This window comes from Streptomyces noursei ATCC 11455 (genome assembly GCF_001704275.1).
GTDB lineage: Bacteria > Actinomycetota > Actinomycetes > Streptomycetales > Streptomycetaceae > Streptomyces > Streptomyces noursei.
Map to the genome: position 1 here is coordinate 877112 of NZ_CP011533.1, position 21531 is coordinate 898642.

6 protein-coding genes (1 of these 6 running past the window's edge) are annotated in these 21531 nt (G+C 73.0%); 4 read left to right on the forward strand and 2 right to left on the reverse strand.

The window, feature by feature from the left end; genetic code table 11:
• Together SNOUR_RS03455 and SNOUR_RS03460 are read right to left on the reverse strand one after the other, a co-directional pair.
• A protein-coding gene (locus tag SNOUR_RS03455) for a type I polyketide synthase (protein WP_067343753.1) crosses the window boundary here: on the reverse strand, positions 1 to 14945 show its 5' portion. The gene continues 13489 nt to the left of window position 1, outside the view; 14945 of the gene's 28434 nt are visible here — the first part of the coding sequence; it begins with the start codon at positions 14943 to 14945; the stop codon falls past the left edge of the window.
• Positions 14946 to 15126: 181 nt separating this feature from the next.
• Entirely contained in the window at positions 15127 to 16161 is a 1035-nt protein-coding gene (locus SNOUR_RS03460; RefSeq protein ID WP_067343755.1) for a GDP-mannose 4,6-dehydratase, read from the reverse strand.
• A gap of 297 nt (positions 16162 to 16458) precedes the next feature.
• On the opposite strand from SNOUR_RS03460, the gene SNOUR_RS03465 reads away from it, so the two are divergent.
• The 4 genes from SNOUR_RS03465 (at position 16459) to SNOUR_RS03480 (ending at position 21147) form a co-directional block, all read left to right on the forward strand.
• A complete protein-coding gene (locus SNOUR_RS03465) occupies positions 16459 to 18213 on the forward strand; it encodes an ABC transporter ATP-binding protein (RefSeq protein WP_067343757.1) in 1755 nt (584 codons plus the stop codon).
• A complete protein-coding gene (locus SNOUR_RS03470; protein ID WP_067343761.1) occupies positions 18191 to 20008 on the forward strand; it encodes an ABC transporter ATP-binding protein in 1818 nt (605 codons plus the stop codon). The genes SNOUR_RS03465 and SNOUR_RS03470 overlap by 23 nt, the downstream gene beginning before the upstream one ends.
• Positions 20009 to 20091: 83 nt before the next feature.
• Positions 20092 to 20829, forward strand: coding sequence for a 4'-phosphopantetheinyl transferase family protein (locus tag SNOUR_RS03475; RefSeq protein WP_079142145.1), 738 nt, complete (start codon positions 20092 to 20094; stop codon positions 20827 to 20829).
• Positions 20830 to 20880: 51 nt separating this feature from the next.
• The gene (locus SNOUR_RS03480) at positions 20881 to 21147 is read left to right on the forward strand and encodes a DUF6207 family protein (protein ID WP_229922323.1); all 267 of its coding nucleotides are present in this window, start codon (positions 20881 to 20883) and stop codon (positions 21145 to 21147) included.
• Positions 21148 to 21531 lie beyond the last annotated feature (384 nt).

The following is a 21531-nucleotide window of genomic DNA, read 5'->3' on the forward strand; positions in this document are numbered from 1 at the left end:
CGCGGCGAGATCCCGAAGAAGCCCGGGTCGAACTCGGCGACGTCGCGCAGGAATCCGCCCTGGACGGAGTAGGTGCGGCCGGGCCGGTCGGGGTCCGGGTCGTAGAGGCCCTCGGCGTCCCAGCCGCGGTCGGCGGGGAAGCCGGAGATCGCGTCGACCTCGTCCAGGGCGATCCGCCACAGGTCCTCGGCGGAGCCGACCCCGCCGGGGTAGCGGCAGCTCATGCCGACGATCGCGATCGGGTCGTCGGCGTCGGGGGCGCCGGTCGGGACGGCGGCGGCGCCGGCGGCGGCGGACCGGGCGCCGGCCAGCTCGCCGTGCAGATAGGCGGCGAGCGCGGCCGGGTTGGGGTAGTCGAAGACCATCGTCGAGGGCAGCGTCAGGCCGGTGACGGAGGCGAGCCGGTTGCGCAGGCCGACGGCGGTCAGCGAGTCGAAGCCGACGTCGCGGAAGGCCCGCTGGTCGGTGAGGTCCTCGGCGGAGGACAGCCCGAGGACGGACGCCGCCTCGGTGCGGACGGTCTCCAGCAGGGTGCGCTGCTGCTCGGCGTCGGACAGGGCGCGCAGCGCGGCGGCGAACTCGCCCTCGGCGACGGTCCCGGCGCTCTGCTCGGCGGCCGCGGTGAGCCGGCGGACCTCCGGCACCTCGTCGAAGAGCGGGGTGGGTCGGCCGGAGGTGTAGACGGGGTGGTAGGTCTCCCAGTCCACGTCGGCGACCGCGAGCACGTTCTCGTTGTCGTCCAGCGCCCGCTGCAGGCCGCTCAGGGCCAGCTGCGGGTCCATGAACTCCAGGCCGCTGCGCCGGATCATCTGGGGATCGACCCGGCCCAGTTTGAGGTCGTCGGCCCAGATGCCCCAGGACAGCGACAGGGCGGGCAGTCCGTTGGCCCGGCGGTGCTCGGCGAGCGCGGCGAGGTAGGCGTTGCCGGCGACGTAGGCGGCGTGGGCGCCGCTGCCCCACATGCCGGCGGTGGAGGAGTACAGGACGAAGTCGTCCAGCTCTTCGTCGTCGAGCAGTTCGGCGAGGACCTGGGCGCCGGTGACCTTGGCGTGCAGCACCCGGTCGAAGTCCGCCAGGGTGGTGGCGTCCAGGGTGTGCAGCTCGATGGTGGCGGCGGTGTGCACGACGGTGCGGACGGTGCGCCCGTCGGCCTTGAGGTCGGCCAGCAGCGCGGCGACCGCGTCGCGGTCGGTGATGTCGCAGGCGGCGACGGTCGCCTCGGTGCCCGACTCGGCCAGTTCCGCGACGAGTTCGGCGGCGCCCGGGGCGGCCGTGCCGCGCCGGCTGATCAGGACCAGGTGCTCGGCGCCGCGTTGGGCCAGCCAGCGGGCGAGGTGCGGGGCGAGGGTGCCGGAGCCGCCGGTGACCAGTGTGGTGCCGCGCGGCGTCCAGGTGCCGGCGGGCCGCCCGGCGGTGGCCTCGGCCCGCACGATGCGGCGGGTGAAGACCCCGGAGGGCCGGATGGCCAGCTGGTCGTCGCTGCCGAGGGCGCCGGACAGCACGGCGGCGAGCCGCTGGGCGGCCCGGGCGTCGAGGGCGGCGGGCAGGTCGAGGGTGCCGCCCCAGCGCTGCGGGTGCTCCAGCGCCGCGGTCCAGCCGATGCCGGTGACCTGTGCCTGGACGGGCGCGGTCAGCTCGTCGGCCCGGCCGGTGGAGACCGCGCCGCGGGTCAACGCCCATACGGGAGCGTCGATTTCGGCGTCGCCGAGGGCCTGGATCAGTGCCACGGTCAGGGCGGTGCCGAGCACCAGGGAGGTGCCCGGTACCGCGTCGGTCCGCTCGGCGGCGGCGAGGACGGAGACGATGCCGGTCACGTCCTCCGCGCCGGCCAGCCGCTCCCGCAGGACGGCGCGGTCGACGCACTCCTCGTCCAGGACCAGCCGGCGCACCTCGGCGCCGTAGGTCTCCAACGCCCCTGCCACATCGGTGTCGTCGATGCCGTCGGCGGTGACCAGCAGCCAGGTGCCGGTCAGGGACGGGTGCGGCAGGGTGCCGCCGAGGGGTTTCCAGGCGACGCGGTAGCGCCAGGCGTCCACGGTGGAGCGGTCGCGGCGGGCCCGGCGCCAGGAGGTCAGGGCGGGCAGCACGGCGGCGACGGAGTCCTCGTCGGTGCCGAGCGCGGCGGTCAGCGCGGAGACGTCACCGTCCTCGACCGCGGTCCAGAAGGCCGCGTCGTCCGGGTCGGCGGCGGCGACGGCCTCCGGGGCGGGCGGGACGGCCCACAGGTGTTCGTGTTGGAAGGCGTAGGTGGGCAGGTCGATCCGGGACGCACCGGTCCCCTCGAACAGCCCCGCCCAGTCCACGTCCACACCGCGCACGAAGACCTCGGCGGCCGACAGCAGGAAGCGGTCGGTGCCGCCCTGGTCGCGGCGCAGGGTGCCGGCGGCGACGGCCGGCACGCCGGCCTCGTCGATCGCCTCCTGCACCGCCATCGACAGCACCGGGTGCGAGCTGACCTCGACGAATGCGCGGTACTCCGCCGCCAGCAGGTCCGCCACCGCGTCCGCGAACCGCACCCGTCCGCGCAGGTTGCGGAACCAGTAGCCGGCGTCCATCCGCGCGGTGTCCAGCCAGTCGCCGGTCACGGTCGAGAAGAACGGCACCTCCGACGTGCGCGGCGCCAGCTCCGCCAGCACCTCCAGCAGTTCCTCGTGCAGGTCCTCGACCTGGTGCGAGTGCGAGGCGTAGTCCACCGCGATCCGGCGGGCCCGGATGTCGTCGGCGGTCAGCCGGGCGTGCAGCGCGTCCAGCGCCTCGGGCTCGCCGGCGACCACGACGGAGCGCGGGCCGTTGACGGCGGCCACCGACACCCGCCCCTCGAACTCGACCAACCGCGGTTCGAGCACGTCCACCGACAGCGCGACGGACATCATCCCTCCCCGCCCCGCCAACGCACGACCAATGGCCTGACTCCGCAGCGCCACCACCCGCGCCCCGTCCCGCAACGACAGCGCACCCGACACCACCGCAGCAGCGATCTCACCCTGCGAATGCCCCACCACCGCATCCGGCAACACACCACGGGAACGCCACAACGCAGCCAACGACACCATCACCGCGAACGACGCCGGCTGCACCACATCGACCCGCTCCAACGACGGCGCACCCACCACACCCCGCAGCACATCGACCAGCGACCAGTCGGTGAACTCGGCGAGTGCCGCCGCACACTCGGCAATCCGCTCCGCGAACACCGCCGACTCATCAAGGAGTTGGGACCCCATCCCCACCCACTGCGAACCCTGACCGGGGAACACGAACACCGTCCGACCCTCGACGTCCGCCACGCCACGGGCGACCACGGGCGAGGGCCCGTCCGTCGCGACGGCGCGCAGCGCGGCCAGCGGGTCGGTGCCCGCGGGCGGGACGACGACGGCACGGTGCTCGAAACGGGCGCGCGCGGAGACCAGCGACAGGCCGATGTCGAGCGGTCCGGCGGCCGGCAGGGCGGTTCCGACGGTTTCGGCGTGCGCGAGGAGGCGCTCGGCCTGGCCGCGCAGGGCGGCGGCGCTGCGGGCGGTGACCACCCACGGGACGACGCCGGCGGCGATCGGGACCGGCGCCACGGCGGGCCGCTCCTCGGCCGGGGTGTCCGCGACGGGCGCCTGCTCCAGCAGGACATGGGCGTTGGTACCGCTGATGCCGAACGAGGACACCGCGGCCCGGCGCGGGCGACCGGTCTCCGGCCAGGCGCGCGCCTGGGTCAGCAGCCGGACCGTCCCGGCCGACCAGTCCACGTGCGAGGACGGCGCGTCGGCGTGCAGGGTCGGCGGCAGTTCGGAGTGGCGCAGCGCCATGACCATCTTGATGACGCTGGCGATGCCCGCGGCGGACTGGGTGTGGCCGATGTTGGACTTCACCGAGCCGAGCAGCAGCGCGCTCTCGGGGTCGCGGTCGCGGCCGTAGGTGGCGAACAGTGCCTGGGCCTCGATGGGGTCGCCGAGCGGTGTGCCGGTGCCGTGCGCCTCCAGGGCGTCGATGTCCCCGGGCGCGAGGCGGGCGTTGGCGAGGGCCTGGCGGATGACCCTCTGCTGGGACGGGCCGTTGGGCGCGGTCAGGCCGTTGGAGGCGCCGTCCTGGTTGATGGCGGAGCCGCGGAGGACGGCCAGGACCGGGTGGCCGTTGCGCTGCGCGTCGGAGAGCCGCTCGACGAGGACGACGCCGACGCCCTCGGCGAGCGTCATGCCGTCCGCGTCGTCGGAGAACGCCTTGCAGCGGCCGTCCTTGGCGAGGGCGCGCTGCCGGCTGAACGCGATGAACGGGTTGGGCGTCGTCATGATCGTGGCGCCGCCGGCGACGGCCAGGTTGCTCTCGCCGTTGCGCAGCGACTGGCAGGCCAGGTGCAGCGCCACGAGCGAGGACGAGCAGGCGGTGTCGACGGTGACCGCCGGGCCTTCCAGACCGAAGACGTACGACAGTCGGCCGGAGAGCACACTGGGGCTGCTGCCGGTGACCATGTGGCCCTCGGTGCCGTCGCCCGCGCCCAGGCCGTACTCCTGGTAGCTGGAGCCGACGAAGGTGCCGGTCAGGGTGGATCGGAGGGTTTCCGGGCGGATCCCGGCGCGCTCGAAGGACTCCCAGGTGGTCTCCAGCAGGAGCCGCTGCTGCGGGTCCATGACCAGCGCCTCGCGGGGCGAGATGCCGAAGAAGGTGGGGTCGAACTCGTCGGCCTCGTGGAGGAAGCCGCCCTGGGTGGAGTAGGTGGTGCCGGGCCGGTCGGGGTCCGGGTCGAAGAGGTGCCCGGTCTGCCAGCCGCGGTTGACGGGGAACTCGCTGATCGCGTCGGTGCCGGAGGCGACCAGGTCCCACAGCTGTTCCGGGGAGCTGACGCCGCCGGGGAAGCGGCAGGCCATGCCGATGATGGCGATCGGCTCGTCGTCGGCGCCGCCGGTGGCGACCGGGCCGGCGACTTCCAGCACCGCGCCGAGGATCTCCGCCCGCAGGTACTGGGCGAGTTCCAGCGGTGTCGGGTAGTCGAAGACCATGGTGCTGGGCAGGGACAGCCCGGTCGCGGCGCCCAGGCGCTTGCGGAGCTCGACCGCGGTCAGCGAGTCGAAGCCGACGTCGCGGAAGGCGCGGCCCTCGGGCACGGCGTCGGCGGAGCTGTGGCCGAGGACGGTGGCGGACTCGGTGCGGACGAGGTCGGTCAGCAGGCGCAGTTGCTCGGGTTCGGCCAGGGCGCGGACGCGGGTGACGACCTCGGAGGCGCCGGTGGCGTCCTGCTCGGTGCGCTCGTCGGCGGCGAGGGCGCGGACCTCGGGCAGGCCGGCGATCAGGGCGCTGGGCCGGGCGGAGGTGAACAGCGGTGCGTAGCGCTGCCAGTCCACGTCGGCGACGGTGACGGTGACGTCCTGCCGGACGACGGCGCGGCGCAGCTCGGTCATGGCCGGGGCCGGGTCGAGCAGGCCGAGGCCCTGGCGGCGCAGGGTCTCGGAAACGGCATCGTCGGCGGCCATGCCGGCCTCGGCCCACGGGCCCCAGGCGACGGAGGTCGCGGCGAGGCCGCGGGCGCGGCGGTGCAGGGCGAGCGCGTCGAGGTAGGCGTTGGCGGCGCCGTAGGCGCTCTGGTTGCCACTGCCCCAGACACCGGCGATGGAGCCGAAGAGGACGAAGAAGTCCAGTTCGCGGTCGGCGAGCAGGGCGTCGAGGTGGGCGGCGCCGGCGAGCTTGGCGGCGGTGAGGCCGGCGAACTCGGCGGTGCTCAGGGTGTCCAGCGGGCCGTAGTGGCCGACGCCTGCGGTGTGCACGACACCGGTCAGCGGCAGTTCCTCGGGCAGTGCGGTGAGGACGGCGGCGAGCGCGTCCCGGTCGGCGACGTCGCAGGCGACGACGGACACCGACGGCCCGTAGCCCTCCAGTTCGGCCCGGAGTTCGGCGGCGCCCGGCGCGTCCGGGCCGCGGCGGCTGGTCAGGACGAGGTGCTGGGCGCCGGCGCGGGCCAGCCACCGGGCGACCTCGGCGCCCAGGCCACCGGTGCCACCAGTGATCAGGACAGTGCCGGTGGCGGTGAACTCCGCGGCCGTGGGCAGCGCTTCGACGGTGTGGCGGACGAGCCGGCGGCCGGAGACTCCGGTGGCCCGCAGCGCCACCTGGTCCTCGCCGTCCGGTGCGTCCTTGACGGCGAGGATCCCGGCGAGCCGCTGTCCGGCCCGCTCGTCGAAGACCTGCGGCAGGTCGACCAGGCCGCCCCACAGCCGTGGGTGCTCCAGGGCGACGCCCCGGCCCAGGCCCCAGGCAGCGGCCTGGACGGGGTGGGTGACCGGGTCGGCGGGGTTGGTGGAGACGGCGCCGCGGGTGGCGGTCCACAGCCGGCCCTGGGCGCCGGTGTCGGCGAGGGCCTGGACGAGCGCGACGGTCAGCGCCAGTCCGCGGGTGAGCGGCGGGCAGTCGTCGGCGTCCCGCTCGTCGAGCGGCAGCACGGACAGCACCTGGGTCGCGGCGTCCACGTCGGCGGTCCGCGCCAGTCGTTCGGCGAGCACCGCGCGGTCCGCGCAGGAGTCGTCCAGAAGCAGGCGACGCACCCGCGCGCCGTGCGAGCCGAGGGCGTCGGCCAGGCCGTCGAGGAGGGCTGGCTGGTCGGCCGCGGTGGCGTCGGAGGCGACCAGCAGCCAGGTGCCGTCGAGGACCGGGGCGGTCGGCTTGCTCAGTCGTGTCCACTCCACGCGGTAGCGCAGGGTGTCCAGGAGGTGCTTCTCCTGGTTGCCGCGCCGCCACGAGGTGAGGGCGGGCAGCAGGGAGTCCAGCGGCGTGAGGTCCTGTTCGCCCAGGCCGAGGATGTCGGCGAGTTCGCGGGCGTCGCCGCGCTCCACAGCGGCCCACAGCTGCTGGTCGGCGGGATCGGCGGCGGCGAGGGCGGCGGCCGGGGTCGGCAGCTGCGGCCAGTAGTACGCGTGCTGGAAGGCGTAGGTCGGCAGGTCGGTGCGTCGGGCGCCGGTGCCGGCGAGGTACGCCGCCCAGTCCACGTCCACGCCGCGCACCTGGAGGCGGGCCAGGGCGGTGGCCGCGGCCAGTTCCTCGGCGCGCCCGGCGCGCAGCATCGGCACCAGTTCGGCGTCGTGGTCGTCACCGAGGGTGTCCTCGGCCATCGCGGTCAGCAGGCCGTCGGAGCCCAGTTCCAGGAAGGTGGTGGCCCCGGCGTCGCGCAGCGTCCGCACGCAGTCGGCGAACCGCACGGCCTCTCGGACGTGCCGCACCCAGTACTCCGCGGTGCACACCTCCGCATCGTCGGCGCGCCGGCCGGTGAGGTCGGAGACGAGCGGGATGCGCGGCGCCCGGTAGGTCAGCCCCTCGGCGACGATCCGGAAGGCGTCCAGCATCCCGTCCATCCGCGGCGAGTGGAAGGCATGGCTCACCCGCAGCCGCTTGGTCTTGCGCCCGCGTTCGGCGAACGTGGCGGCGATCGTTTCGGCGGCCTCCTCGTCACCGGAGATCACCACGGACTGCGGCCCGTTGACGGCGGCGATCGCCACCGTGTCGTCGAGGTGCGCCGCGATCTCGTCCTCGGTGGCCTGGATCGCGATCATCGCGCCGCCGGTCGGCAGCGCCTGCATCAGCGTCGCCCGCGCGGCCACCAGACGGCAGGCGTCCTCCAACGTCAGCACCCCGGCGACGTGCGCCGCCGCGATCTCACCGATGGAATGGCCGGCCACGAAGTCCGGACGGACACCCCAACTCTCCACCAGCCGGAACAGCGCCACCTCGACGGCGAACAGAGCCGGCTGCGTCCAACCGGTCTCGTCCAGCAGTGCGGCCTCGTCGCTGCCGTCCTCGGCGAACACCACCTCGCGCAGCGGCCGGTCCAACAGCGGGTCGAAAACGGCACACACCGCGTCGAACGCCGCGGCGAACTCCGGCTGCACCTCGTGGAGTTCACGCCCCATGGCGGCCCGCTGGCTGCCCTGTCCGGTGAACAGCACCGCGGTCCGGCCGCGTCCGGCGGCCTCGCCCTCGACGACGGCGGGGTCGGGGCGGTCGGCGGCCAGCGCCCCCAGCGAGGCGATCAGCTGGTCGCGGTCCTGCGCCACGACGGCGGCCCGCTGCTCGAAGCGGGACCGGGTGGTCGCCAACGACAGTGCGACATCGACGAGTTCGGCGTCGGGTCGGGCCTGGAGGTGTCCGAGCAGGCGGGCGGCCTGGCCCCGCAGGGCACTCCGGCCACGCCCCGAGAGCAGCACCGGCACGGCACCCGGCGTGCGCCGCGCCGCACCGGCCGCGGCGATCGCCTTGGCGCCCGGCGCCTGCTCGACGATGACATGCACATTGGTACCGCTGATGCCGAAGGAGGAGACACCCGCCCGCCGCACCCGACCCGTCTCCGGCCAGGCCGCCTGCTCACTGAGCAGCTCCACCGCACCCTCGGACCAGTCCACATGCGAAGAAGGCGCATCCACATGCAACGTCCGCGGCACCACACCATGCCGCATCGCCAACACCATCTTGATAACGCCCGCCACACCCGCAGCAGCCTGCGTATGCCCCAGATTCGACTTCACCGAACCCAACAACAACGGCCGCTCAGGCTCACGATCCCGCCCATACGTCGCCAACAACGCCTGCGCCTCGATCGGATCACCGAGCGTCGTACCCGTACCATGCGCCTCCACCACATCCACGTCACCGGCCGTCAGACCACCACTGGCCAACGCCTGCCGGATCACCCGCTGCTGCGACGGACCATTGGGCGCCGTCAAACCATTGGACGCACCATCCTGGTTGACCGCCGAACCCCGCACCACAGCCAAAATCTCGTGACCATTGCGCACCGCGTCCGACTGCCGCTCCAGGACCAACACGCCGACGCCCTCGGACCAGCCCACACCATCGGCCGCATCCGCAAACGCCTTGCACCGGCCATCCGGCGACAAACCCCGCTGCCGAGCAAAGTCCACAAACACCGCAGGCGTCGACATCACCGTCACACCACCGGCCAACGCCAACCCACACTCACCACTACGCAACGCCTGCATCGCCCAGTGCATCGCCACCAACGACGACGAACACGCCGTATCCACCGTCACCGCCGGGCCTTCCAACCCCAACGTGTAGGCCACCCGACCCGACGCCAAACTCGGCGAACTCCCACTGCCCTGGAAACCCTCGAACTCCGGACTCGCCAACATCGCGCTGTAATCGCTGTACATCACCCCCGCGAACACACCCGTCCGACTACCCCGCAAACTCACCGGATCAATACCGGCCCGCTCGATCGCCTCCCACGACGACTCCAACAACAACCGCTGCTGGGAATCGGTCGCCAACGCCTCCCGCGGACTCATCCCGAAGAACCCCGGATCGAACTCCCCCGCCTCATGCAGGAACCCACCCGAGCGCGTGTAGGAGGTACCCGGGTGGTCAGGGTCCGGGTGATAGAGGGATTCGACGTCCCAACCACGGTTGGTCGGGAAGCCCGAGACGGCGTCGGTGCCTTCGGTGAGCACGCGCCACAGGTCCTCGGGGGAGCTGACGCCACCGGGGTAGCGGCAGGCCATGCCCACGATGACGATCGGATCGTCCGCCACCGCAACCGCGGCCGGCTGCACGGTCGCCACCTCGGCATCCGTGCCCAACAACTCGTCCAGGACGTACGTGGCGAGGTGCCGGACGGTCGGGTAGTCGAAGACCAGGGTGGCGGGCAGGCGCAGGCCGGTGACGGTGTTGAGGCGGTTGCGCAGTTCGACGGCGGTCAGCGAGTCGAAGCCGAGGTCGCGGAAGGCACGGCCGGCGTCGACGTCGCCACCGGTCGCGTGGCCGAGGACGAGGGCGACCTGACCGCGGACGAGGTCCAGGACCATCTCGTCGCGGCCGTCCTCGTCCAGGCGGCGCAGGCGCTGGGCGAGGTTGCCCGCGGTGGCGGAGCCGGCGACGGCGGCTCGGCGCGCCCGGACGCGGATCAACGACCTCAGCAGCGGCGGCACTTCACCCCGTGCGCGGAGGACGGGGAGGTCCAGGCGGACCGGAACGCAGGTGGCGTCGGTCCCGGCCACGGCAGCGTCGAAGAGGGCCAGGCCCTGCGCCACGGAGAGCGGCGGGACACCGGAGCGGGCCAGCCGTTCGGCGTCGACGTCCGTCAGGGTGCCCGTCATTCCGCCCGACTGCTCCCACGGTCCCCATGCGAGTGACAGGCCGGGCAGTCCCTCCGCCCGGCGCCGCGTCATCAGCGCGTCCAGGAAGGCGTTCGCGGCCGCGTAGTTGGCCTGGCCGGGACTGCCGAAGACCCCGGCGAGGGAGGAGAAGACGACGAACGCGTCCAGGTCCAGGCCGCGGGTCGCCTCATGTAGATGCCAGACAGCATCCACCTTCGGCCGCAGCACCGCGGACAACCGCTCCCCGGTCAACGCACCCACCATGCCGTCATCCAGCACACCAGCCGCATGAACCACCGCGGACACCGCATGCCCGCCAACCAACTCCACCACCGCGGCACGATCGGTCACATCACACGCAACCACCCGCACCCGCGCACCCACACCCGCAAGCTCCGCCACCAACTCCCCAGCACCCACGGCACGTTCACCACTGCGACTGACCAACAGCAGATCCCGCACCCCATACTCGGCCACCAGATGACGCGCCAACACCGCACCCAGACCACCCGTACCACCAGTGACCAGGACCGCACCCTCACCCGAGAACGACACACCAGAGCCATCCCCGACGCCATCCCCGGTGCCATCAGCACCCGCACCGACCTCGGTGAGCGGCCGCCGCACCAGACGCGCGACCCGCAACACATCACCGCGCACCGCAAGCTGCGGCTCACCACTGACCAACGCAGCGACGAGCGCAGCCGCACCCACCGCACCATCCGGATCCAGATCGACCAGAGCAAAACACCCCGGATTCTCCGACTGCGCCGAACGCACCAGACCCCACACCGCAGCAGCAGCAACATCACGCCCGACCGTCGCACCACGGGTCACGAAGACCAGGCGGGCGGCGGCGAAGCGCTCATGGTGGTCGAGCCAGGTCTGTACGGCGGCGAGGGCCTCCGCGGCGCAGCGGTGTGCGGACCGGGCCGGGTCGGCCGCGTCGTCCCCGGTGCCGGCGAGGGACAGCACGACGGTGGTCGGGACCGGGCCGTCCGCCGCGGCGAGGGCGGCGAGGTCCGGGTATGCCGGGGCGTCGGCGAATCCGGCGTGGGTGAGCAGGCCGAAGGGGTCGGCGCCGAGGAGGGCGACGGGCCCGGGGTCGGTGGCGGTCGGCTGGACGGGGGTCCAGTCGAGGCGGAAGAGGGCGTCACGGGCGACGGCGGCGGCCGTGTCGAGCTGTTGGGTCGCCACGCTGCGCAGGACGAGCGAGTCGACGGACAGCACGGGCGCGCCGGTGCCGTCGGCGACGGTCAGGGCGAGCGCGTCGTCGGCGACCGGGGTCAGGCGGACGCGGAGGGTGGTGGCGCCGCCGGCGTGGAGGGAGACGCCCTCCCAGGAGAACGGCAGGCCGCCCCGGCCGCGTTCGCCGAGGCCGGTGAAGGGCGCGGCGTGCAGGGCGGCGTCGAGCAGGGCGGGGTGGAGGCCGAACGCCTCGGCGTCGGACCGGCCGGCCTCGGGCAGCTCGACCTCGGCGTAGACGACGTCGCCGCCGCGCCAGGCGGCGCGCAGGCCCTGGAAGACCGGGCCGTAGCCGAAGCCGCCGTCGGCGAGGCGGTCGTAGTGGCCGTCCAGCGGCAGCGGTTCGGCGCCGGCCGGGGGCCACTGGGCCGCGTCGAGGGCGGGGTGGGGGTCGCCGGCGAGGGGGGTGCCGCCCTGCTCGGACGAAGCCGGGAGCTGGCGGGAGGCGTCGGCGGTGGTGAGGACGCCGGTGGCGTGGGCGGTCCAGGGGGTGTCGTCGCCGGTGTCGGGGCGGGCGTGGACGTTGACGGTGCGGCGACCGGACACGTCGGGGTTGCCGATCCACAACTGGACCTGGACGCCGCCCTGTTCGGGCAGCAGGAGCGGTGCGGCGAGGGTGAGTTCCTCGACGCGGTCGCAGCCGACCTCGTCGCCGGCGCGGACGGCGAGTTCGAGGAAGGCGGTACCGGGCAGCAGGGTGGTGCCGCGGACGGTGTGGTCGGCGAGCCAGGGGTGGGTCTGCCGGGAGAGGCGGCCGGTGAGCAGGGTGCCGCCTGCGTCGGCGAGGGAGACGGCGGCGGAGAGCAGCGGGTGGTGGGCGGCACCGAGGCCGACCGAGCGCAGGTCGGCGGTGCCGCTCTGGAGGGCCTTGGGCCAGTAGCGGCGGCGCTGGAAGGCGTAGGTCGGCAGGTCGGTGCGGCGGGCGCCGGTGCCGGCGAAGCAGCCGGTCCAGTCCAGGGTGGCGCCGTGGACGTGCAGACCGGCGAGGGCGGTGGTGAGGGTGTGCTCCTCGGGGCGCCCGGCGCGCAGGGCGGGGAGGGTGACGGCGTCTGCGTCGGCGGCGTCCAGGCAGTCCTGGGCCATGGCGGACAGCACGCCGTCGGGGCCGAGTTCGAGGAAGGCGGTGGTGTCGTGCCGGGCGAGCCAGTCGATGCCGTCGGCGAAGCGGACGGCGTGCCGGACGTGGTCGACCCAGTAGTCGGCGGAGGTGAGTTGGGCGACGGTGGCGGGCTTGCCGGTCAGGTTGGAGACGACCGGCAGGAGCGGCGGCTGGAGCGTGAGGTCTTCGACGACGGCGCGGAAGGCGTCGAGCATCGGCTCCATGAGCGGCGAGTGGAAGGCGTGCGAGACGCGCAGCCGGCGGGTCTTGCGGCCGTCGGCGGCGAGCTGTTCGGCGAGCGCGGTGACGGTGGCTTCGGCGCCGGACAGGACGACGGCGGAGGGGCCGTTGACGGCGGCGATCGCGACCTGGTCCTCGTGCCCGGCGAGCAGCGGGGCGACGTCGGCTTCCGACGCCTGGACGGCGATCATCGCCCCGCCGTCGGGCAGCGCCTGCATCAGGCGACCGCGGGCGGCGACGAGGGTGGCGGCGTCGGCCAGGGAGAGGACCCCGGCGAGGTGCGCGGCGACGATCTCGCCGACGGAGTGGCCGGCGAGGTGGTCGGGGCGGACGCCGAACGATTCGATCAGCCGGTAGAGCGCCACTTCGACGGCGAAGAGGGCCGGCTGGGCGTATGCGGTGCGGTCGAGCAGGGCGGCGTCGGTGCCCCACAGGACCTCGCGCAGGGGGCGGTCGAGGTGCGGGGTGAAGGCGTCGAGCGCCGCGTCGAGGGCGGTGGCGAACGCCGGGAAACGGGCGGCGAGTTCCCGTCCCGCGCCGAGGCGTTGGGCGCCCTGGCCGGTGAACAGGACGGCGAGCCGGGTCTCGGCCCGGGTGGTGCCGGTGATCCAGGCGGGGGCGGCGGCCGGGTCGTCGGCGTCGGCGAGGGCGGTGAGGCCGTCGGTCAGGGCGGGGTGGTCGGTGGCGAGGAGGACGGCGCGGTGCTCGAACCCGGCGCGGGTGGTGGCGAGGGAGTGTGCGAGGTCGAGCAGGTCGGGCCGCCGGCCGGTGTCGAGGGCGGCGCGCAGGGCCGCGGCCTGGCCGCGCAGGGCGTCCGGGGTGCGGCCGGAGAGCAGGACCGGTACGACGCCGGGCACTACGGGGGCGGTGGCCGGCGTGCTGCCGGCGGCGTCGTCCTGCGCGGTCGCGGCGTCCTCGGGCTGCGGTTCGGGGGCCTGCTCGATGATGGTGTGGGCGTTGGTGCCGCTGATGCCGAAGGAGGAGACGGCGGCGCGGCGCGGCGCCCCGGTGGCGGGCCAGTCGGTGGTGTCGGTCAGCAGCCGCACGGCGCCCTGCGACCAGTCGACGTGGTGGGTGGGCTCCTCGGCGTGCAGGGTGCGCGGCAGGGTGCCGTGCCGCATCGCCATGACCATCTTGATCACGCCGGCGACGCCGGCGGCGGCCTGGGTGTGGCTGAGGTTGGACTTGACCGAGCCCAGCAGCAGCGGCCGGTCCGCCGGGCGGTTCTGCCCGTAGGTGGCGAGCAGGGCCTGGGCCTCGACGGGGTCGCCGAGGGTGGTGCCGGTGCCGTGCGCCTCGACGACGTCGATGTCCCCGGCGGCGAGTCGGGCGTTGACCAGGGCCTGCTGGATGACCTGCTGCTGGGAGGGGCCGTTGGGGGCGGTCAGGCCGTTGGAGGCGCCGTCCTGGTTGACGGCGGTGCCGCGGACGACGGCGAGGATCTCGTGGCCGTTGCGGACGGCGTCGGACAGCCGTTCCAGGACGAGGATGCCGACGCCTTCGGCCCAGCCGGTGCCGTCGGCGGTGTCGCCGAAGGAGCGGCAGCGGCCGTCGGCGGAGAGCCCGCCCTGGCGGCCCATTTCGATGAAGGTGCCGGGGCCGGACATGATGGTGACGCCGCCGGCGAGGGCGAGGGTGCACTCGCCGGCCCGCAGCGCCTGGGTGGCGAGGTGGACGGCGACGAGGGAGGAGGAGCAGGCGGTGTCGACGGTGACGGCGGGGCCGACCGTGCCGAAGGTGTAGGAGATGCGGCCGGACAGCACGCTGCCGGTGTTGCCGGTGAGTTGGAAGCCCTCGGCGCCGTCGGCGGGGCCGACCCGGTAGTCCTGGGCCATCGCGCCGATGAAGACTCCGGTGCGGCTGCCCTTCACGGACGTCGGGTCGATGCCGGCGCGTTCGAACGCCTCCCAGGCGGATTCCAGGACGACGCGCTGTTGCGGGTCCATGGCGACCGCCTCGCGCGGCGAGATGCCGAAGAAGTCCGCGTCGAAGTCGGGTGCGTCGTGCAGGAATCCGCCGGAGGCGGTCGGCGCGGCGGCCAGCGCCTCCAGGTCCCAACCGCGGTCGGTGGGGAACGGGGTGACGCCGTGCTCGCCGGCCTCGACCATGCGCCAGAGGTCTTCGGGGCTGCGGACGCCGCCGGGGTAGCGACAGGTCATGCCGATGATGGCCACCGGTTCCTGGGCCGCCGACTCCAGCTTGTGGACGCGCCGCCGGGTGCGTCGAAGGTCGGCCGTCGCAAGCTTGAGGTAATCCCGGAGTTTTTGTTCGTTGTCCATCTCAACTCAACCCATCTCGACAGCCGACGGCCGCACGTGAATGGCGTCCGACTTCTCCACGCCGTTTCGGCGGTACGTTCGGATTCGCCACCTGGATTCGCCACTCACCGGGGGAATCCATGTGGCGAGTGTCGTCGGAATTCCGGCAGGAATTCACTAGTTTTCGAAAGCTTGAGAACTGCTACCAGTTGGCGGCGAGCAGCACGTCGCCGTATTGGTTTTCGCGGGAAACCTGCGCCAGGTCGGAATCGACCATCATGCGCATGAGGGTGGGGAAGTCGACGTCCGGCTTCCAGCCGAGGCGGTCCTGGGCCTTGGCGCTGTCGGCGCACAGCACCTCGACCTCGGCGGGCCGCACCAGGTCGGGGTCGATGACGACGTAGTCCTCCCAGTTCAGGCCGACGTGTTCGAACGCGATCCGGACCGCGTCGCGCACCGAGTGCATCTGCCCGGTGCCGATGACGTAGTCGTCGCCGGCGTCCTGCTGGAGCATCAGGTGCATGGCGCGGACGTAGTCGCCGGCATAGCCCCAGTCGCGCACCGCGTCGAGGTTGCCGAGTGCCAGCTTGTCCTGGAGGCCTTGCTTGATGCGGGCGACCGCCAGGCTGATCTTGCGGGTGACGAATTCCTGGCCGCGGCGCGGGGATTCGTGGTTGAAGAGCATGCCGGAGACCGCGTACATGCCGAAGGACTCGCGGTAGTTGCGGGTGATGTAGTGCCCGTACGCCTTTGCCGCGCCGTAGGGGCTGCGCGGGTGGAAGAGGGTGGTCTCGCGCTGCGGCGTCTCGGCGGCCTTGCCGAACATCTCCGAGCTGGACGCCTGGTAGAAGCGGATCTGGCCGCGCGGGCTGACCGTGCGGGAGGTGGACAGTCCGCTGACCATGCGGATGGCTTCCAGCATGCGCAGCACGCCCATGCCGTTGACCTCGGTGACCAGCTCGGCCTGCTGCCAGGACATCGGCACGAACGAGATGGCGCCGAGGTTGTAGACCTCGTCGGGCTGCACGGTGTCGACGGCGGAGACCAGGCTGCCCTGGTCCATCAGGTCCCCGTCGATGAAGTCGAGTTCGGAGGCGAGGCGGCTGACCCGGGACTTGCGGGGATTGGCCTGGCCGCGGATCAGACCCCACACCTGGTAGCCCTGGGACAGCAGGTGCTCCGCGAGATAGGAGCCGTCCTGGCCGGTGATTCCGGTGATCAGCGCTCGTTTGGACATGGCAAACCCTTCTCGAACACGAAAGAGACCGTCCAAACGCTTGAGCTCGGCCACGACCTGGCGTCGAATACGCAGTCCGGACGATAGACACCCGCACGCTCGCAAGCCGCGGAAGATGCTGTCAACGCATCCCGGGCTTTCTAGGGAATTCACGAGTACCGGGCCGTCAAAAGTCCGTTGCCACCCCCAACACTAGTGAAATTTCGGAGCGGACTGCGGTGCAATGACCGGGTCGGCGGGCCGGCCGACTCCGTCCACCGCGCGGCCGCACGCCGCCGTCAACCGGGGTGTTCCTCCGTGCTGTTGAGACTTCTGCGGGCACAGCTGCGCCCCTACGCCTGGGCCACCGCCGCTCTCGTCGCCCTTCAACTCGTCCAGATCCTGGGCACTTTGCTGCTGCCGACGCTGGGCGCCGCACTTATCGACCAGGGGGTGGTGCGCGGCGACGGCGGGCGCATCACCGAGCTGGGTGTGGTGATGGGCGTGGTGGCGCTGGTGCAGATCGCCGCCGCGCTCGGTGCGGCCGCGCTGGCCGCCCGGACCGCGACGGCGATGGGCCGCGATCTGCGGTCCGCGCTCTTCCGCCGCATCCTGGACTTCTCCGCCCGCGAGATCGGCCGGTTCGGCACCCCCTCCCTGCTGACCCGGTCGGTGAACGACGTGCAGCAGGTGCAGAACCTCGCCCAGACCGGCTTCGGCATCGTCGTCTGCGCGCCGCTGATGTGCCTGGGCAGCGTGCTGCTGGCGCTGCGCCAGGACGTTCCGCTGGCACTGCTGCTGGTGGCGCTGGTGCTGGTGGTGGCGGTCTGCTTCGGCCTGCTGCTGGCCCGGATGGGCACCCTGTACGCGCGGATGCAGCTGACCCTGGACCGGCTGGGGCGGCTGCTGCGCGAGGCGATCACCGGGGTGCGGGTGGTCCGGTCCTTCGTCCGCGACGACCACGAGCGCGCGCGGTTCGCGCAGACCAACGACGCGTTCCTCGTGGTGTCGCGGCGGGTGGGTCGGCTGATCGCGACGATGCTGCCGGTCGTGCTGCTGCTGATGAACGGTTTCACCGTAGCCCTGCTGTGGACCGGCTCCCACCGGATCGACGCGGGCCGGATGCCGATCGGCTCGCTCAGCGCCCTCCTGAGCTATCTCTCGCTGATCCTGATGTCCGTCGTGATGCTCGCCTTCGTGTTCCTGTCGGTGCCGCGGGCCCGGGTCTGTGCCGGCCGGATCGCGGAGGTCCTGGACACCGGGTCGAGCGTGGCGCCGCCGGCCGCGCCGCAGCCGGTGCGCGGGCCCGCCGGCCGGATCGAACTGTGCGCGGCCGGGTACCGCTACCCGGGCGCCGAGGAGCCCGTGCTGCGGGACGTCGACCTGACCGTCGAGCCGGGCGAGCGGATCGCCGTGCTCGGCAGCACCGGCAGCGGCAAGACGACCCTGTTGAACTTGGTGCTGCGGCTGGCCGACGCCACCGAGGGCGCGGTGCGGGTCGGCGGCACCGACGTCCGCGAGCTGACCGCGGCCACGCTCGCCGCCGCCGTCGGGTTCGTGCCGCAGCGGCCGTACCTGTTCTCCGGCACCGTGGCGAGCAATCTGCGCTTCGGGCGGCCGGACGCCACCGACGAGGAGCTGTGGGAGGCGCTGCGGGTCGCCCAGGCGGCCGACTTCGTGGCGCGGATGCCGGACGGCCTCGACGCGGAGATCACCCAGGGCGGCGGCAATGTCTCCGGCGGCCAGCGCCAACGCCTGTCCCTCGCCCGGGCGTTGCTGCGCCGGCCGGAGATCTATCTCTTCGACGACTGTTTCTCGGCGCTCGACCAGGCCACCGATGCGGCGCTGCGGACCGCGCTGGTGCCGTACACCGCGGGCGCCACGGTGATCACCGTGGCGCAGCGGATCTCCGCCGGCCGCGACGCGGACCGGATCGTGGTGCTGGACCGCGGGCGCGTGGTCGCCCAGGGCACCCACGACGTGCTGCTGCGCACCAGCCCGACCTACCGCGAGATCGCGCTCTCGCAGCTGACCGAGGAGGAAGCCGCCCATGGCCTCGCCGGACGACCTTGAGGAGGAGCGGACCGCGCCCCGGCCGGCACGTCGGCTCGTCGGCCTGCTGCGTCCGCACCGCCGCTCCGTGGCACTCGCCGTGTCGATGGGCGTCGGCGGGATCGTGCTCAACGCGTTCGGCCCGCTGCTGCTCGGCCGGGTCACCGATCTGATCGCCGACGGCGTGCTCGGCGGCGTCCCGGGCCCGGCGCCCGGGATCGACTTCGCCGCGATCGGCCGGCTGCTGCTGGTCCTGCTGGCGCTCTACGTCGTGGCGTCGCTGTTCATGCTGGCGCAGGGCCGGCTGGTGGCGTCCGCGGTGTGGCGCACCATCCACGAACTGCGCCGCGACGCCCGGGAGAAGCTGACCCGGCTGCCGCTGCGCCACTTCGACCGGCAGCCGGCCGGTGAGCTGCTCAGCCGCACCACCAACGACATCGACAACCTCCAACAGACCCTCCAGCAGACCCTCGCCGAGCTGATCACCTCGATCTTCTCGCTGTTGACGATGCTGGTGCTGATGCTGGTGATCTCGCCGTCGCTGGCCGTGGTGATGCTGCTCAGCGTGCCGGTCTCGGCGTTGATCGCGGCCCGGATCAGCAAGCGCGCGCAGCCCCACTACGCCGCGCAGTGGTCCGCGAACGGCACCCTCAACGCCCATGTGGAGGAGGTGTGCACCGGTCATGCGCTGATCAAGGGCTTCGACCGGCGCGCGGCGGCCGAGGAGCGCTTCGACGCCTGCAACGACGCGGTCTACCGGGCTGCGGCCAAGGCGCAGTTCGCCTCCGGTGCCATGGAACCGGTCATGATGTTCGTCGCCAACCTCGGCTATGTGCTGGTGGCCGTCATCGGCGCCTGGAAGGTCATAAACGGCACCCTGACCCTCGGTGACGTGCAGGCGTTCATCCTCTACGCCCGCCAGTTCAGCCAGCCGATCGTGGAGATCGCCTCGGTGGCGGGCCGGCTCCAGTCCGGCATCGCCTCCGCCCAGCGCGTCTTCACCCTGCTCGACGCCCCCGAGCAGGCCCCGGACCCGCTCCGGCCCGGCACGCCCGCCCGCGCCGAGGGCCGCGTCGAGTTCACCGACGTGTCCTTCCGCTACTCCCCCGACACGCCCCTCATCGAGAACCTCTCGCTGACCGTGGAACCGGGCAGCACCGTGGCGATCGTCGGCCCCACCGGCGCCGGCAAAACCACCCTCGGCAACCTCCTGATGCGCTTCTACGAACCGGACTCCGGCCGCATCCTCCTGGACGGCACCGACACCGCGACGATGACCCGCGACGACCTGCGGTCCCGCTTCGGGCTGGTGCTCCAGGACACCTGGCTGTTCGGCGGCACCATCGCGGAGAACATCGCGTACGGCGCACCCGGTGCCTGCCGTGCGGACATCGAGGAGGCGGCCCGCGCGACCTGTGCCGACCGCTTCATCCGCACCCTGCCGCAGGGCTACGACACCGTGCTGGACGACGAGTCGGGCACCGTCAGCGCCGGCGAGAAGCAGCTGCTGACCGTGGCCCGGGCCTTCCTCGCCAGACCGGCCGTCCTCGTGCTGGACGAGGCCACCAGCTCCGTGGACACCCGGACCGAGGTCCTGATCCAACGCGCCATGAACTCCCTGCGGGCGGGCCGGACCAGCTTCGTGATCGCGCACCGCCTGTCCACGATCCGCGACGCGGACCTGATCGTCGTGATGGACGCCGGCCGCATCGTCGAGCAGGGCACCCACGATCAACTCCTGTGCGCGCAGGGCCTGTACGCCCGGCTGCACGCAGCCCGCACCCACACTCCCACCGCGGGCGCCGCGGCCGGCTGACCCGGCCGCCCACGGCGCCCCGTCAAGGACGGAACCGTGCCCCGAAGCAACCCCCTGTTCTTACCGTTCGCCGGAGGTATGCGGTGATCGAACTGATCCTGCCCGCCACGGTCGCCACCGAGGCGGCGTACGACGACCGGCCGCGCCCCGGCGACCGGCTGCTCTCCTCGGAACGCGAGGTCATCGCCCGGGCCGTGGAGTCCCGGCAGCGCGAGTTCACCACCGTCCGCCATCTCGCCCGCCGGGCCCTGCGCCGGCTCGGCCACCCGGACCGGGCCATACTGCCCAATCGGCGCGGCGCCCCGCAGTGGCCGCCGGGCATCGTCGGCAGCATGACGCACTGCGCCGGCTACCGCGCCGCCGCCGTCTCCCCCGCGGAGCTGTCGGCCGCGGTGAGCATCGACGCCGAACCGAACGGTCCGCTGCCGGCCGGCGTCCTGAACGCCATCGCCCTGCCCTCGGAACGGCCGCACCTCGTGGCCCTGGCGGCCCATCGTCCGGACGTCCACTGGGACCGGCTGCTCTTCAGCGCCAAGGAGAGCGTCTTCAAGGCGTGGTATCCCCTGACCCAGCGCGAACTGGACTTCTCCGAGGCCGAGATCGTCATCGACCCGACACAGGGCGCCTTCACCGCCCGACTCCTGGTCCCGGGCCCCCTGCTGGGCGGTCGCCGGGTCACGGTCTTCCCCGGCCGCTGGCACAGCACCCCCGCCCTGCTGACCACGGCGGTCCACCTGCCGGCCCCCACCCCCCGGCGCGACCGGGAACACCGCACGCACCTCACGGTCAACTCGCCGCTCCCGCGCCCCACCTTCGGATGAAACCTGCCGGCTACTCCTTACGCCACGGGGCGAAATAGGTCATACAGAACTGTGCATATCCACGAGGAACATGTCAGCGAACCCGGCATGGTCGTCATCGACGTCACCGCCGCCGACGAAGCCACCGCCACCCTTGCCGCGGCCGAGCTGGGCCGTCTGTGGCGTTCCAGCGGCCCCTCCGCGCCCTGGCAGACGCCGGGGCAGCCCGGCGTCTCCGTCCGCGCCTATCTCGACCTGCGCCACCGCCCCTTGGCGTCGACCGAAGAGGTGCATCCGCTGCCCAGGTCGCGGCGCAAGGACCGGGCTCACGGCAAGTAGGCCGTCGCCACCACCACGGTCAGCACGAGCAGCACCGACACCACCGCGATCGCGACGGCGACCACGCCCCGATTCACGCACGGCACCGTCGGCACCTCCCGCGGCACACACCACGAGCAGCAGCGATCCGCTCTGACCCGCTGCTGATCCACCCAGTACGCGCCGCGCAACCGCGGCGTGCCGGCACTCTCCGGCTCGAAGACGGAAGACCCCATATCCGGCCAACGAGGACATCCGACCGCGGACTCGGCAACGCCCCGCATCGCAACCGGATCGTCACCCACGAGCCGTCCGCACCCGCTCACCCCTGTGCCCTCGTACTCCCCGCTCCGCGTCTCCCCGGAGTGCTCTCCTCGCCGCGACGGGGTCGGGACCCCGCACGCC

Excerpts from the sequence above, each read along its gene's own strand:
- SNOUR_RS03460 (WP_067343755.1), bottom strand. The coding sequence starts at position 16,161 with ATGTCCAAACGAGCGCTGATCACCGGAATCACCGGCCAGGACGGCTCC.
- SNOUR_RS03470 (WP_067343761.1), top strand. The coding sequence starts at position 18,191 with ATGGCCTCGCCGGACGACCTTGAGGAGGAGCGGACCGCGCCCCGGCCG.